This is a genomic window from Bacillus sp. MD-5 (assembly GCF_002201875.1).
In the GTDB taxonomy this organism is placed as follows: Bacteria; Bacillota; Bacilli; order Bacillales; family Bacillaceae; genus Bacillus; species Bacillus stercoris.
The window spans coordinates 2428042-2440837 of record NZ_CP021911.1 but is presented as its reverse complement, the minus strand read 5'-3'; the positions used below and the strand labels follow the sequence as shown (position 1 = coordinate 2440837).

Sequence of the window (12796 nt, the reverse complement as noted above, 5' to 3'; positions counted from 1 at the left end):
ATAAAGTACATCTAATTTTTATTTGTTGCTTTTGTCTCAATACCAATTCTAATTGGTTCTATTCTTTTTCTAATACGATTGTGTATAAAATCTTCATTAAAACCGAGTTCTTTCAGTAAATAAAATTCTAGAATATTTTTGAGAAAATAATACGCATTTACCAAATCTTCATCTTTAAGAGCCTTATTCTCTAAACTGAGGCTATAATGGGTGTAATAATTTCTTGTGTATGTAATTATTTTTGGGAAATCAAGTCTGTGTATTTCACCTGTATAGAAAAAGAATTTAAAATCTGCTAATATTAAGTCTGCTATTCTATATCTTAAAGGGACTTGCTTTTTATTGTTCCAGTTTTTACTGAACCCCAATAGAAAATCTATAGCCTCAGCTTTATCATCCTTTCTATCTGATGTAATTCTTTCAACTCTTTTTTTATATTCTCCCAAACTTCCACTACAAATCCTTCGAGAATGATATGTTTCTAAAGCTTGAATCATGTTTAAGAAATGGCGGCTGATTGACAATTCTTTATTGTATAAGTCGTCTATGTATAATTCAATTATAGGTTCCATCACTAATGCTATTTCTTGCCAACAAGAAAAATTTGCTTCTCTAGAAAGCTCTTCTAGGTTAAATAGAAAGTCAGTTTCCGTAACAGTAGTATCTATATATTGTCTCTTGCTTTTATCTAATGTTAAAGCGTGAGTTACTTCGATAGGTCTTAAGTGTTTTTGTCCCTCGCCAAATTCCCAAAAAAACTCTGGAGATTCAGCAAACATTGTTTTAAAACCTAATGGTCTCCCCATAGCTATTTCAATAATTCTTTTCATTTTTAGAGCTATGTTCACAAACCATTTTAATGGTTTAATCGATAATTTAGATTCAATAACAAGGTATGGGGTTTGATTTAGTATAATCTCTTCTCTCATTAAACTAGTGCTTGGAAAACTGAAAGACAAATCATATGATAAAGTATATTCGTCACAACTATAAATTTTAATGGCGTTAACTTGCTCTAAGCCAATTAAAACGTTTGTACTTTCCATAGAAGAACTAACGTAATTAGATACGTTACCCCATTGAATGATTCCTGGGATATTAATCTTTACTTTAGAAAATAGTATTTCGTCTTCTTTTTTGAAATTTACTCCCTGTAGCATAAACTTAGCTTGATATACATAAATTTCTTCCGATCCAATTATGCTTTTTGTTGAAATTCGTGAACAATCTATTAAAGTTATTTTAGCACCATCGTTTGTTGTTCCAGAAATAAAGGGAATATCAAGAGGGAATTTAAAATAGCTCATAGGAGCATTTTTTTTATTGGGGATGTGAATATTTAATACAATTCCTCCTTCGCTTTGATTTAAGTAAAGATCTCCTCGATAGTCTGACCTAGAATTTCCTATACTCCAAGACCCGGTTGTGGTGAATTTGGCTTTCATTTTTTCCCCTCCTAATAAAGTTAAAATTACTATGAAATTATTTCAAATCAGCCCATTAATTACAAGCTAATAACAATAAAATTTAGAATATCTAAACTCATTCCAAGAATATTAACTAATGTGTTTTAAATCCAGCATTTGGACAAACACCTTTTACATAGCATACCCAAGGGGGGATGCATTTTATGAAGGTAATAATCATCGAGGGACCGCAAGCTGACAAATGCATTAACGATTGCTATCATTATTTAATAAAACTTTATAGGAAGGAGATCCAGGGTGATAGCAATATATGTAAGGGTATCGACCGAGGAACAAGCGATCAAGGGATCGAGCATCGACAGCCAGATCGAAGCCTGCATAAAGAAAGCAGGGACTAAGGATGTGTTGAAGTATGCCGATGAAGGATTTTCAGGAGAGCTTATCAGTGATAACAAAAATGATGTTCATAACTCTTTTTCTATTTCTTTTAATAGAAACTTTAGTAAAATAGAGAAAGCCGGAATATGAGATCCGGCCTCTTCTGCATTATTTCCCCTTCGCCTTCTTCCGCTTTTCCTTCTCTGCCCGATAAAACTCATGAAACATCTTCATCAGCGCCCGCTTTTCAATCCGCGATACATAGCTGCGCGAGATCCCGAGTTCTTTGGCAATCTCACGCTGCGTTTTTTCCTTCTTCAAATCAAGTCCAAACCGCCCGACAATCACTTCCTTTTCACGGTCATCTAAAATGTCAATGTATTGTTTCACTTTTTCAAGTTCCATATTGAGCTGGATCGTGTCTATCACATCTTCGTTTTCTGATTTCAAAACATCAATCAGGCTTATTTCATTCCCTTCCTTATCCTGCCCGATCGGATCGTGAAGGGACACATCTTTTTTTGTTTTTTTCAATGCGCGCAAATGCATGAGGATTTCATTATTAATTACAAAAGGGGGGTGCACAGATTTCCCGTAACTGTTTGATTAAATAAAGGTTGAGTCAGCTTCCTGTAATAAATGCTCAAACGTTTCTTCGCAAACGAAGGGGATACCTTAAATAACCAAGCTATATTTTCAATTGCATGTGATTGTATGTACGAAAGATTAATATTACGCAACATGAAAGTTGGAATGCAAAAGTGATATGTAAAATAATTGGACTGCCACTCTAAATAATCTGTCCAAGTTGCAGGCATTGTTTTTTTATCGCCTTCATGTCTATATATATGGCAAAATTCATGAGCGAAATCATACCATTGTTCAGTTCGGCTTTTTCGGCTGTCCAAGCATATATTATAAATTCCGCTGTGTTTAAGTGCGAAGCTTGTAACAGGTTTAAACGACAGCCTAATATCTAAAGCCTCGGCAATCCGTTCAAAATTAATTTGTTCAGGCTCTGTAATATCAATCTTCCTGTATAAGTTTTCAATCCAATCCTCTAAATGACTGTTTGTATACCTCAAGATGAAAAACCTCCTTAAAATACGACAATCTAAAAATTGGATTCGTTAAATATTATAGGGAAAACTAAGACTTTTTTCATAGGAAAATGCATCTAAGGCGAGGGTATATGAATTTGTTTAATAAAAGCGAGCTGAATTACACCATTGAGTGAAAAGCAATTGCCAATCCTTTATTCACTGGTGTAATTATTTGTAAAGTATTAAAATTGCAAGTGAAGGGGCAAAGAAAATAAAATGGAATTCAAGGAGTTTAATCATGAAAATTAATGATAAGAAGAAAGAGGTTCAAAGAAAATACAGAGAAGAGATTAAAAAAAAGAAACAAGAGAATGAAGATAATAAAAATTTTATTAAAGAAACAATTATTGTTGTTACGATAATTGTATTGTTTATTTTTTTCACATACACCTTGCAAGGTTTTTAACAAGAAGCCCCCTTTTCCATTTCGATACTCTGCAATTTTCCTCACAATAAACGCTCAATTTTTTATATGAGAATATAAAAGAAACATAAATGAAAATATAAATGAGAAAAACAACAAAAACCCTTGTCATGTAAGGGTTTCTCAAGGATTCAAAAATCACTTTATAAATGAGGATATGATTGAGATATAAATGAGAATCTAAATCTTATTAGTAAACAGAATTAAACATAATAAACAGAAATAAATAATAATAAACTAACTGCGTTTATTTATCTGATTTCCGTCTTTCCTTTAATTGCTCCGTTATAATCTCCAAAGCAGCCTGTAGAATTTCATCAGTTACTTCACCGTCTTTAGCTGCAAGGAATGTTTCAGGATCGTTTAACACTTTTTTTGCATCGTCAGTGATTATATTGGATGATTTATCTTTTCCTCTTAAAAGGTAGTCTGTAGATACATCAAAAAAGTCGGCTATTTTGATTAATGTTTCGTAATCAGGTTCGCGAGTGCCTTGTTCATAATTAGCAAGTTTTCCTCTTGAAAAGCCTAATCTGTCTGCGAGTTCATATTGGCTTAGACCTTTTTCTTTTCTTAAAGCTGCTATCCTTTTACCTAACATATACACTCACTCCTTGTTATTAATTATAACTTGGAAACTAAGCGTTTCTACATTTAGAAACAAAAAGTTTCTAAAAACACTTGACGGACACGTTTTGTGTCCTGTATATTATAAATCGTGGAAGGAAACAAAACGTTTCTAAGGGGGTGTTATAAGTGGAAAGAGAAGTTTTGTTTTCCTTACGTGGAAACACGTCAAGAACAGTAGTTGCTAATGACTTAAACATAACTCCACAGATGCTAGGGGCTATTGAAAGAGGGGATAGAACTCCTTCCTTAAGTCTGGCCAAAAAGATTGCAGACTATTATGGAACAACTGTAGATGAAATTTTTTTTACGCAAAGTAGACACAAAATGTGTCCTGAATATAAGACAAGGACAGATAAGGGGGCTTAATTATGAAAGTCATCTTGAAAAAAGGACCGCTGTTTGAACTGGCAGAGGCCAAAGCTTACAAATACCTCAGTGGCATACTTGTTCAGCGAATGAATGAGCATCAAGAGAAGCTTGCACAACAAAAGAAAAAGGAATCAGCCTAAGTCATTTATAAACAGCATGGTCTTTTAACTTCAATTTTAAAACTGAAAACTCAATATATCAGGAGGCAAACATATGGAGAACAACCCATACAACATGCGGAATTTACCGCAGATTATGCGTAGTGCTCGAAAGGCTGCAGGTCTTTCCCAATACCAAATCGGAAAGCTAATCGGAGGTAAGGATCAAAGGTATGTTTCAGATGTTGAAAATGGACTTGCCAAGCTTACTCCGGAGTTATGTATTAAATGGTTTGAGAAGTGCGATGCCTATGAACATATTGATCTTGTCCATTACTTATTTAAACTTCATCCTACAGCCGCTGCTCCTATTGATCCGGCACTCAATGAATGTGCAAGTAATGCGGTGATTAATATGGTTCACCAATTGGAGGAAGCACTGCAAGCAACCAAACATTTAGCCCGTTGGCTTACGGATAACCGACCAGGTAAAACAGAGGAGCTGCCGATGGCCGATATTAAGCAGATTTTTGATTTGATTGCGGCTAACAAAACGTTGATTTATTCACTTGTTCGTACTCACGGGTTGAAAATGCAGGAGCTTGCAGATAGGTGGACACGGAAAGCTTTAGTTGATCAAGTGGCTATGGCAAAACAAGAAGGAAGGCAGGCGGTTTCAGTATGAATACTAATCATTTCTTGAAGTCAGATGTTCCTATCGCAAAAAGAAAAATCGAATCAGCAGAAGAGCTATCAATCATGCTGGCAGAGGCATTACGTGATGGTGATTATGAAGAAGCGATTAGTCTTGCTGGAAGCATCAAGGTTCTTACTGAGGATATTAGCCGGCTTGCAAACAAAGGACGTCTTTATGAAACGGCATTAAAAATGCAACAGCAAGGTATCAACTTAACTGTAGTGAGCAGGTGTATAGGATAATGGTTCATTTTGTTCATAAACCGGCAACTGCTCTGGAAGTTCGTAAATGGTGTGCGATGATTCGTAACAATAGTGAATTCCATCTGTTATGGGATATACGTGCAGACAAATTCAGAGAGGAGAATATGAATGGTCGAAAATCCAATGGTCATAAACAACTGGCACGATAAGCTGACTGAAACGGATGTGCAAATAGATTTTTACGGTGATGAAGTAACACCAGTTGATGATTATATAATTGATGGCGGCGAAATCATTCTCAGAGAGAACTTGGAAAGATATCTAAGGGAGCAACTTGGTTTTGAATTTAAAAATGCGCAATAAAAAAGCCCACTCGGCAAAGTGGACTTCTTTAAAGGCTATCTAAAAAAACTCATGTGCAAATATTTTATCAGATAGCCTCAATAAAAACAATGGGAGGTTAGGTGGTATGACAAGCAAACGGGCTGAGGTTCTTGCTAAGACTTCTGAAATGAGTCACGATGAATGGCTTATTGAAAGAAGAAAAGGAATTGGCGGCTCAGATGCATCCATTATCTTGGGGTTAAACAAGTGGAAGACACCTTTTGAATTATGGTTAGACAAAACAGGACAGGTCCCTGTAAGTGAATCGCAAAGTGAAGCTGCTTATTTTGGATCATTGCTTGAAGACATTGTTGCAAAAGAATTTGAGATACGTAGTGGCAAGAAGGTTAGACGTAAAAAAGCAATACTCAGACATCCAGAACATGATTTCATACTGGCTAATGTAGATCGGATGATTGTTGGTGAAAAAGCGATCCTTGAATGTAAAACAACCTCTGCCTACAACTTAAAAGAATGGGAAGACGAAGAAATCCCCGAGAGCTATATCGTTCAGGTACAGCATTATCTGGGTGTGCTTGGACCTGAATATCGGAAAGCTTATTTTGCTGTGCTGATTGGCGGGAACAAATTTGTCTGGAAAGAGATTGAGCGAGACGACGAGTTAATTGACATGATCTTTAAAGCAGAGATTGAGTTCTGGAATGACAAGGTCTTAGGCGGACAAGCTCCTGCTTTAGATGGTTCAAGTGCGGCGGAGGAATATCTCAAAAAACGATATGCCGAAACGGAAAATAACAAAGCTATTGATTTAACAGCGGCTAATCGAGAACGTATCCAACAATACTTGCTTCTTAAAGAACAGATCTCAGAGCTTCAAAGCCAAGCAAAAGAATTAGAAAACCAGATCAAACACGAAATGAAGGATGCAGAGTATGGGTTTATCGGAAACTACCAAGCTTGCTGGAAGCCTGTTATCTCAAATCGAGTTGACACGAAAAAGCTGAAAGAGCAGTTTCCGGATATTTACGAGAAGGTCAAAAAGGAAACTCATTTCAGACGTTTTGGAATCAAGGAGGTTAGTTGATTATGGCTACTAATCAATCAATCAAAAACAGCATCCAAAAGAAACAGAAAAACGCACCTGTGCAATCTCAAGGAGCAACCATGAAAGGCTTGCTTTCCTCACCATCCGTTATTAAGCGATTTGAGGAAGTGTTGGGGAAGAGGGCTACACAGTTTACTGCTTCTATCTTAAGCCTTTATAACAGCGAGCAGATGCTACAGAAAACAGATCCTATGAGCGTCATATCCTCAGCAATGGTGGCAGCTACACTCGATCTGCCTATAGATAAAAACTTAGGATATGCCTGGATTGTTCCTTACGGGGGTAAGGCTCAATTCCAGCTAGGATACAAAGGATATATACAGCTAGCCTTACGAACAGGTCAATATAAATCCATCAATTGCATACCGATTCATGAAGGCGAATTGCAGAAGTGGAATCCGTTGACTGAGGAGATCGAGATTGATTTTGAAAAACGAGAATCAGACGCGGTAATTGGTTATGCAGCTTATTTTGAGTTGATAAATGGCTTTCGAAAAACAGTGTACTGGACAAAGGCACAAGTAGAGAAGCACAAAAAGAAATTCAGTAAGTCTGATTTTGGATGGAAAAATGACTGGGATGCGATGGCTCTCAAAACTGTATTAAAAGCAGTTTTGAGCAAGTGGGGGATTCTCTCTGTTGAAATGCAAAAGGCAGTTATTGAGGAAGATGAAACAAGGGAACGGATTGACATTACCAATGAGGCAGACAGTTCAGAAATTATCGATTCCGAGACTTCAGATAAAGAAGAAACAGAAAAAACAACCTCGCAGGAAGCTGATCCTTTTGACGGCAAGCCTGTAGATATAAAAGACGATGAACTTCCGTTCGATTGAGGTCGGCATCCGTGACATAACTGCACTCTGTGAAAGGAAGTAGGTGAGTGACTTGGACATAAAAGCAATGGGGTATGTGGTCATACCCCGACTACCATTCAAAGAGTTTAGGGATGAAAAAATTTATGATCACTTGTTCAAAAGAGCTGAATACAGGCCAAATCAAGAGCTAGAACTTGGGCAGACCATTATCAAAGTTGTGGAACTTGCAAAAGATTTTAACTGGTCAGCTGCACAGATCAAATACTCACTAGATCGAATGGAGAAACAGGGATATATCAAATTGGACCGTCTTCCACAGAAAAGAGGGTTCATCGTCACCATACTTCATTATGCAGACTACATACAGCTAGGAAATTACATGAAGAAAAAAGCTCTCGAACCAGCTGAGATCGAACATAAGGAGGTTGATGACAAAATGAAAAATGTCTTTGAGCTATATGAAAACAAAGTTGCTCGGTCAGTCGGTCCTATAGAGGCACAGCGAATTGGATACATGGTCGACGATTATGGTGAAGAAAAAGTGATGGAGGCTATCAAGACAGCGTTTCAATTAAAGGGGAAAGCAGCTAGTTTGTCATACGTTCAAGCCATTTTATCAAATCCATTCACTCAAAAGAGAAAGGAGAAACAATATGGCTATAAACAAAGCAGTCAGTATAGACACCGCATTTCAAACGATCATGCAGGAACTTCGGGAAAAGTCAGCCCGCTTTTTGGGAACAAAACAGGCCGCATCCGAAGAAAAGGCTGAATTTAATTGTCCTTATTGTAAGGATCGTGGAATTGTCGTTTATCGGGTACATAAGGACACTCCTTGGCATTTGGATGAACAGTTAGATCTTATGGTTCCAGATGAAATGGTACCTGAAGATGATTTTCTGTTAGGTAAGGTTTGCACGCCGGACAAAGCTAGTGAATGGAAAGATACTTATTCAAAACAGTGTGAATGTGTGAGACGAAAGAAAATAGCCAGACTCATGTCAGCTAGTGGCATTACAGAAGAGTTTGAAAAGCTTCTCTTTGGTAACTTCATCACGGACGGTAAGCCAGACATGATCAAAGATGCTTATGAATGTGCAGTGGAATACTATAAAGATTTTCAAAAAATCAAAGGAGAACGGCAAAACAGTATCGCATTACTTGGACAGCCAGGTAGCGGTAAAACTCATTTGCTCACAGCGATTATGAATAATCTGATCAAGAAAAAATCAATTCATTGTATGTACTTTCCTTACGTAGAGGGCATGGGTGATTTAAAAGCTGACTTTGACAATTTAGAAGCAAAACTCGATGCCATGAGAAAGGTCGAAGTTCTATTCATTGATGATTTATTTAAACCAATAAACGGTCAACCAAGGGCTACAGACTGGCAGGTTGAACAAATCCAGTCAGTCTTAAACTACCGGTATTTAAATCACAAGCCTTTGCTGATTTCTTCGGAGTTAACAGTCGATGAGATTCTGGATATAGACGAGGCTCTTGGTTCACGAATTCACCAGATGTGTCGTGATTACATAGTGATTATTAAAGGTGATCGAATGCAATTAAATCATAGGTTAGGTGATTGGGAATGAAGGAGAAAACGAATGTAAAAGCAACTGGCGGACTTTATATATTCGGACCTTTAAGTCCTACAGAAGGTAAAGATCTTACACCAACTATCCGTTTACTTGAGGAAAAAATAAAGCAAATGGAGCGGATGCTGAGTGCTTAAAGCAGTCGTGTCTCTGCTGGCAATTTTACTCTCCGCACCGAGTATAGAAAAAGAAATTCAGCTATGGGAACAGCTTGACGGGAGGTAAAGAATAGTTGGATTGCATTAAGTTCACTGTTTATGGAGAGCCAGTCGCACAAGGACGGCCGCGTGGATCAATACGAAATGGGAAGGTGCATATGCGAGATCCAGCGAAATCAAAGTATTTCAAACAGTATGTAGCTTTGGTTGCGTCTCAGCATCGCCCAGAAACAATTATTACTGGTCCTGTCTCAATGGATGTCAAAGTGTACAGACCAATGCCTAAGTCAGTTTCAAACTCATCAAAGAAGAAAGAAAAAGCTGAAAAGGGTCTTCTGCGGCCGACTACAAAGCCCGATGTTGATAATTATGTAAAGGGTGTGAAAGATGCTCTAAACCATCTTATTTACAAAGATGATAGTCAGGTTGTGGATCTGAAAGTAAGCAAGTTTTATAGCGAAGAGCCGAGGGTGGAGATCAAGATAAAAGAGTTTTCTGCCTAAAAATAAAAAACACCGAAGCGCTTAGCCTCAGTGTTCTTGATATGAACTGGTACTTCTATCATAACACAGGGGGCGCTTTGAGTGTACAATCCAAGAGAAATAAACATCAAAAAAGACTTCACTATTCAGCAGAAAATTGATCCAGGAAAAGTTAAGATCATTGTTTTAGATGGGAATCAAGGTACAGCACATGTCTTAGATGCTCCTGAGCACGGTAAAACTGTTATTCAAACTGTAAAGGGGAGCTTTGCGCGGGTTGATCATGAGATTGGGTTTAAGGTGAGGGGATAAATTAAGGAAACATTACTATTAACATAAATAAGCATGAAACTGGTTGTAAGTGAACAGTTAACCGGTTAGAAGTTGGGATTATTAGAACTCTGTATGTTTTTAATAATTGAATATAATTAAAAGCCTCTATAAAGAGGCTCTTAGATCCTATTTTCTAACTGTAACATAAAGGGCTCCTAATAAAGCACCGTTTGATTTATACATCCAAACTTCTGCTTTATTACTACCTGAGTCTTTCAAACCAATAATTTCACGACCAGATACTTCGACATACTGAGACCCCTTAACAACGACAGCCCAAGAAGCATTATCATCGATTGGATAAGATTTGCCTACGTTAATAGTTACGCTTCTAGCCATCGTTTTAAAAGGGGCATCTTCTGATAATGAATTCAAATGCATGGGTTGATTAGATTGAACTGATTCTTGAGCAGATGCTATACCACCAATAGAGAAGGATAAAGCAGAGGCCGCAAGCAGGGATGCTACAGATTTTCTTAATTTCATTCTAAAACACTCCTTTAATTTTCTTGTGTGCATTAGTATAGTTCACCATTAGTTAAGTTTTTCCTTGTAAATAAATGTTAATTGTTTGTGAACGGTTACTCTGTGATATGGATTGTAATTGTATACTACATTTCGGTATTAAACTTAGGATTTAAATACTCAGTAGAGTGAGTAAAATAAGTTGAAGGAATGGAATGATAGTGTGAAAATTGAAATAAAATGGAATTGTGATTATAATCATGAATAAAAGGGAGTTTTTAGAATGAGGTCGATTACTGTACCCCACAAAGCATATAAATTTATGAAACCATGTTTTTTAAGAAAATTGGAAACAACAAAGAAGATTTTTGTTAATCATTTAAATAACTATCCTGAAAGTCGACATGGAAGTGTGATTGGAGATGATTTAGAGGGACATGCTTCAAAGAACGTCACTCTTAATTCACATATATTTACCGATAATGATTTGAATACACCTCTTGGTGCACATTTGAGTCAATTTTTTAATTTTGAAGGAGTAAGTAATATCCAACTCACAGGGGGTAATTTTATTACTGAAGAGGTAGATGATAACTGTTACGTCTATTGTCTTTGTGAGGAGTATGATGATTATGTTAAAAAAGAGTTTGGGGGATCATGTCTTATTATAGAAAACTTCCCTCAATTTTTAACCGAACTAAACAAATGTATGTTAAGGAAAAAGAAATTTTTATTGACTGCTGCTAAATGTACATACTTAACTGATCGAGAACTAAAATTCGAAGCTAAAGACCCTAATTTTAATATAATCCCAGGTCTAATTAAAGATATTAGATATAAAAATCAAAAAGAATACAGAGTGTTATGGAAAAATATTGATAATTCTCTTATAGATAAACCATTAGAGATTTATTGTCCTTCAGCATTAAAATATTGCAGGTTTGAGTATTAGTTTTGCGATAGATTTGAATGGTTGTCTATATAAATTTTTATATCAATTAAATGGGAGTGACTTTTTTAATGAATTCAGCTTTAGAAGCAGGGTTAATAAATGCATTAATAAATGCTTCTGCTACAATATTAGTGGGCTTTGGTGTTTATTACTTTGGAGCAAAAAAATTAGAAGCTATTAAATCAGAATTAAGCATAGAATCACAACAACGTTTAGAGATGCTTAAACGTAAAAGGGAGATATACGAAGATTTGTGCAAGGGACTTCAATTCTTTATTACAGATAGAGTGGAAGATGCAGATAAATCAAAGGTGAGAGCGCTAGCTTTAGAGACTTATGATAAATTGTCACTTTGGGGATCAGATAAGGTATGTGATGCAGCAGATAATTTTTTTAAAGCAGTTAAAAGTCCAGGGAAGGATTCTAAGGAAGAATATAAATTATTGTTGTCTGCTATGCGAGAAGACTTAAACCAAAATGATTCTACCGAGTATAAAAGGGATTACCAAATTGTTTCTTAGTCCAAGATGGAAAGCCTGCGGACACTGAACTTACAGCATTTACGCTGTTTGTTTGGTGTTCTTTTTTATTCGTTAAAAAGGAGGACATATCCATGAATCGAAAAGACATTGAAAATCTTATCAATAGCTATCACTGGATGGTAAAAGAGGTTCATCGATTGCAGAGGGTACTCTATGGTTCAGTAATTCCCATGAAGAATTGGGGTGTTTCACAATATGGATTAGAAGCTGCTATGCCGAAAGGAAGTCCTGGGAAGAGTCAGGCTGAGTTAAGGCAAATGGATATGAGAGAGGAACGTCTTCTCAAACGTCTTAAGTATTATGAAGAACGAGTCTACGCGGTTGAATTAGGGGCTGAAAAGATCCAAGGTGAGCAGCATAAAGTCATTTATGATTGCATGATGGAGGGTATGAGCTACCGCGCAATAAGTCTTCACCTTGGCATTTCAAGGGAAACTGTACGCAAAATGAAAGATGATTTCATCAGCCAATTATGCCAAGATTGCCACTTTGAGCGTTTGTTGAATCTGAAAAAATCTGTAGTGTAAAATGGGAGGCAGGTCGGCGCGGCGAATTATTCCTGCGTCACCACTAAATTTAGGTTTTATACAACAGTTTCGTTCGACAAATTTTGCGAATAGTACCTGTATCGCTCTCTTTTGCCGATAATTAGTAAAAGGAGGGGATGAA

The 12796-nt window shown here is 36.6% G+C and carries 21 protein-coding genes and 3 pseudogenes; 19 read left to right on the top strand and 5 right to left on the bottom strand.

From position 1 onward, the window contains the following. Window positions 1-11: 11 nt before the first annotated feature. Window positions 12-1445, bottom strand: a complete 1434-nt coding sequence (locus tag CDO84_RS12340) for an ApeA N-terminal domain 1-containing protein (protein ID WP_014664691.1) — start codon at window positions 1443-1445, stop codon at window positions 12-14. 185 nt (window positions 1446-1630) lie between these two features. Here CDO84_RS12340 and CDO84_RS21710 point away from each other — a divergent pair. Further along, a pseudogene (locus tag CDO84_RS21710) lies at window positions 1631-1809 on the top strand (hypothetical protein). After that, window positions 1767-1871: pseudogene (locus CDO84_RS21925) on the top strand (recombinase family protein); the annotation flags it as partial. The pseudogenes CDO84_RS21710 and CDO84_RS21925, both read left to right, overlap by 43 nt. 102 nt (window positions 1872-1973) lie before the next feature. On the opposite strand, the pseudogene CDO84_RS12325 reads toward CDO84_RS21925, so the two are convergent. Together CDO84_RS12325 and CDO84_RS12320 are read right to left on the bottom strand one after the other, a co-directional pair. Further along, window positions 1974-2372: pseudogene (locus CDO84_RS12325) on the bottom strand (sigma-70 family RNA polymerase sigma factor); the annotation flags it as partial. Then, the gene (locus CDO84_RS12320) at window positions 2372-2890 is read right to left on the bottom strand and encodes an ImmA/IrrE family metallo-endopeptidase (protein WP_040082410.1); all 519 of its coding nucleotides are present in this window, start codon (window positions 2888-2890) and stop codon (window positions 2372-2374) included. The gene CDO84_RS12320 and the pseudogene CDO84_RS12325, both read right to left, overlap by 1 nt. A gap of 256 nt (window positions 2891-3146) precedes the next feature. Between CDO84_RS12320 and CDO84_RS12315 the strand changes: the two genes are divergently transcribed. Continuing rightward, a complete protein-coding gene (locus tag CDO84_RS12315) occupies window positions 3147-3314 on the top strand; it encodes a hypothetical protein (protein WP_052438142.1) in 168 nt (55 codons plus the stop codon). Between the two features lie 265 nt (window positions 3315-3579). On the opposite strand, the gene CDO84_RS12310 is transcribed toward CDO84_RS12315, so the two are convergent. Continuing rightward, on the bottom strand, window positions 3580-3933 hold the full coding sequence (locus tag CDO84_RS12310) for a helix-turn-helix domain-containing protein (protein ID WP_021480133.1): 354 nt from the start codon (window positions 3931-3933) through the stop codon (window positions 3580-3582). A 155-nt stretch (window positions 3934-4088) separates the two neighbouring features. Between CDO84_RS12310 and CDO84_RS12305 the strand changes: the two genes are divergently transcribed. From CDO84_RS12305 to CDO84_RS12250, 13 genes are all read left to right on the top strand, one after another. Then, window positions 4089-4328, top strand: a complete 240-nt coding sequence (locus CDO84_RS12305; protein WP_032722187.1) for a helix-turn-helix transcriptional regulator — start codon at window positions 4089-4091, stop codon at window positions 4326-4328. A 2-nt stretch (window positions 4329-4330) separates the two neighbouring features. Beyond that, window positions 4331-4471, top strand: a complete 141-nt coding sequence (locus CDO84_RS12300) for a hypothetical protein (RefSeq protein ID WP_032725213.1) — start codon at window positions 4331-4333, stop codon at window positions 4469-4471. 73 nt (window positions 4472-4544) lie between these two features. Further along, the gene (locus tag CDO84_RS12295) at window positions 4545-5114 is read left to right on the top strand and encodes a helix-turn-helix domain-containing protein (RefSeq protein ID WP_015714341.1); all 570 of its coding nucleotides are present in this window, start codon (window positions 4545-4547) and stop codon (window positions 5112-5114) included. Next, a complete protein-coding gene (locus CDO84_RS12290; RefSeq protein WP_021480132.1) occupies window positions 5111-5368 on the top strand; it encodes a YqaH family protein in 258 nt (85 codons plus the stop codon). The genes CDO84_RS12295 and CDO84_RS12290 overlap by 4 nt, the downstream gene beginning before the upstream one ends. After that, window positions 5365-5538 carry a hypothetical protein gene (locus CDO84_RS21420; RefSeq protein WP_156122885.1) on the top strand — a complete coding sequence of 58 codons (174 nt, stop codon included), beginning with the start codon at window positions 5365-5367 and terminating at the stop codon, window positions 5536-5538. Before CDO84_RS12290 ends, CDO84_RS21420 begins: the two co-directional genes overlap by 4 nt. Beyond that, entirely contained in the window at window positions 5498-5692 is a 195-nt protein-coding gene (locus CDO84_RS12285; RefSeq protein ID WP_021480131.1) for a YqaI family protein, read from the top strand. The genes CDO84_RS21420 and CDO84_RS12285 overlap by 41 nt, the downstream gene beginning before the upstream one ends. Window positions 5693-5798: 106 nt before the next feature. Then, complete coding sequence (locus CDO84_RS12280) at window positions 5799-6758, top strand: YqaJ viral recombinase family nuclease (RefSeq protein WP_021480130.1); 960 nt, start codon at window positions 5799-5801, stop codon at window positions 6756-6758. Window positions 6759-6760: 2 nt separating this feature from the next. Next, entirely contained in the window at window positions 6761-7615 is an 855-nt protein-coding gene (locus CDO84_RS12275) for a recombinase RecT (RefSeq protein WP_040082413.1), read from the top strand. A 76-nt stretch (window positions 7616-7691) separates the two neighbouring features. Then, window positions 7692-8369 carry a DnaD domain-containing protein gene (locus CDO84_RS12270; protein ID WP_156122886.1) on the top strand — a complete coding sequence of 226 codons (678 nt, stop codon included), beginning with the start codon at window positions 7692-7694 and terminating at the stop codon, window positions 8367-8369. After that, on the top strand, window positions 8251-9192 hold the full coding sequence (locus tag CDO84_RS12265) for an ATP-binding protein (protein WP_082032959.1): 942 nt from the start codon (window positions 8251-8253) through the stop codon (window positions 9190-9192). The genes CDO84_RS12270 and CDO84_RS12265 overlap by 119 nt, the downstream gene beginning before the upstream one ends. After that, the gene (locus CDO84_RS12260) at window positions 9183-9332 is read left to right on the top strand and encodes a hypothetical protein (protein ID WP_080332533.1); all 150 of its coding nucleotides are present in this window, start codon (window positions 9183-9185) and stop codon (window positions 9330-9332) included. The genes CDO84_RS12265 and CDO84_RS12260 overlap by 10 nt, the downstream gene beginning before the upstream one ends. Before the next feature lie 95 nt (window positions 9333-9427). Then, complete coding sequence (locus CDO84_RS12255) at window positions 9428-9856, top strand: RusA family crossover junction endodeoxyribonuclease (RefSeq protein ID WP_040082418.1); 429 nt, start codon at window positions 9428-9430, stop codon at window positions 9854-9856. 81 nt (window positions 9857-9937) lie between these two features. Further along, entirely contained in the window at window positions 9938-10147 is a 210-nt protein-coding gene (locus CDO84_RS12250; protein ID WP_040082419.1) for an XtrA/YqaO family protein, read from the top strand. Between the two features lie 147 nt (window positions 10148-10294). On the opposite strand, the gene CDO84_RS12245 is transcribed toward CDO84_RS12250, so the two are convergent. Beyond that, the gene (locus CDO84_RS12245; protein ID WP_040082420.1) at window positions 10295-10654 is read right to left on the bottom strand and encodes a BLB8/JUQZ-1 family protein; all 360 of its coding nucleotides are present in this window, start codon (window positions 10652-10654) and stop codon (window positions 10295-10297) included. 262 nt (window positions 10655-10916) lie between these two features. Between CDO84_RS12245 and CDO84_RS12240 the strand changes: the two genes are divergently transcribed. The 3 genes from CDO84_RS12240 (at window position 10917) to CDO84_RS12230 (ending at window position 12654) form a co-directional block, all read left to right on the top strand. Further along, a complete protein-coding gene (locus tag CDO84_RS12240; protein WP_040082421.1) occupies window positions 10917-11585 on the top strand; it encodes a hypothetical protein in 669 nt (222 codons plus the stop codon). Window positions 11586-11653: 68 nt separating this feature from the next. Further along, a complete protein-coding gene (locus CDO84_RS12235; RefSeq protein ID WP_040082422.1) occupies window positions 11654-12106 on the top strand; it encodes a hypothetical protein in 453 nt (150 codons plus the stop codon). A 92-nt stretch (window positions 12107-12198) separates the two neighbouring features. Then, window positions 12199-12654: a hypothetical protein gene (locus CDO84_RS12230; RefSeq protein WP_040082424.1), complete on the top strand. Its 456-nt coding sequence runs from the start codon at window positions 12199-12201 to the stop codon at window positions 12652-12654. Window positions 12655-12796 lie beyond the last annotated feature (142 nt).

Bases quoted from the DNA above. Each gene is read 5' to 3' on its own strand.
- CDO84_RS12240 (WP_040082421.1), top strand. From the start codon at position 10,917: ATGAGGTCGATTACTGTACCCCACAAAGCATATAAATTTATGAAACCA.
- CDO84_RS12290 (WP_021480132.1), top strand. From the start codon at position 5,111: ATGAATACTAATCATTTCTTGAAGTCAGATGTTCCTATCGCAAAAAGA.
- CDO84_RS12300 (WP_032725213.1), top strand. From the start codon at position 4,331: ATGAAAGTCATCTTGAAAAAAGGACCGCTGTTTGAACTGGCAGAGGCC.
- CDO84_RS12285 (WP_021480131.1), top strand. From the start codon at position 5,498: ATGGTCGAAAATCCAATGGTCATAAACAACTGGCACGATAAGCTGACT.
- CDO84_RS12245 (WP_040082420.1), bottom strand. From the start codon at position 10,654: ATGAAATTAAGAAAATCTGTAGCATCCCTGCTTGCGGCCTCTGCTTTA.
- CDO84_RS12230 (WP_040082424.1), top strand. From the start codon at position 12,199: ATGAATCGAAAAGACATTGAAAATCTTATCAATAGCTATCACTGGATG.
- CDO84_RS12315 (WP_052438142.1), top strand. From the start codon at position 3,147: ATGAAAATTAATGATAAGAAGAAAGAGGTTCAAAGAAAATACAGAGAA.
- CDO84_RS12235 (WP_040082422.1), top strand. From the start codon at position 11,654: ATGAATTCAGCTTTAGAAGCAGGGTTAATAAATGCATTAATAAATGCT.
- CDO84_RS12310 (WP_021480133.1), bottom strand. From the start codon at position 3,933: ATGTTAGGTAAAAGGATAGCAGCTTTAAGAAAAGAAAAAGGTCTAAGC.
- CDO84_RS12340 (WP_014664691.1), bottom strand. From the start codon at position 1,445: ATGAAAGCCAAATTCACCACAACCGGGTCTTGGAGTATAGGAAATTCT.
- CDO84_RS12280 (WP_021480130.1), top strand. From the start codon at position 5,799: ATGACAAGCAAACGGGCTGAGGTTCTTGCTAAGACTTCTGAAATGAGT.
- CDO84_RS12275 (WP_040082413.1), top strand. From the start codon at position 6,761: ATGGCTACTAATCAATCAATCAAAAACAGCATCCAAAAGAAACAGAAA.
- CDO84_RS12265 (WP_082032959.1), top strand. From the start codon at position 8,251: ATGGCTATAAACAAAGCAGTCAGTATAGACACCGCATTTCAAACGATC.
- CDO84_RS12295 (WP_015714341.1), top strand. From the start codon at position 4,545: ATGGAGAACAACCCATACAACATGCGGAATTTACCGCAGATTATGCGT.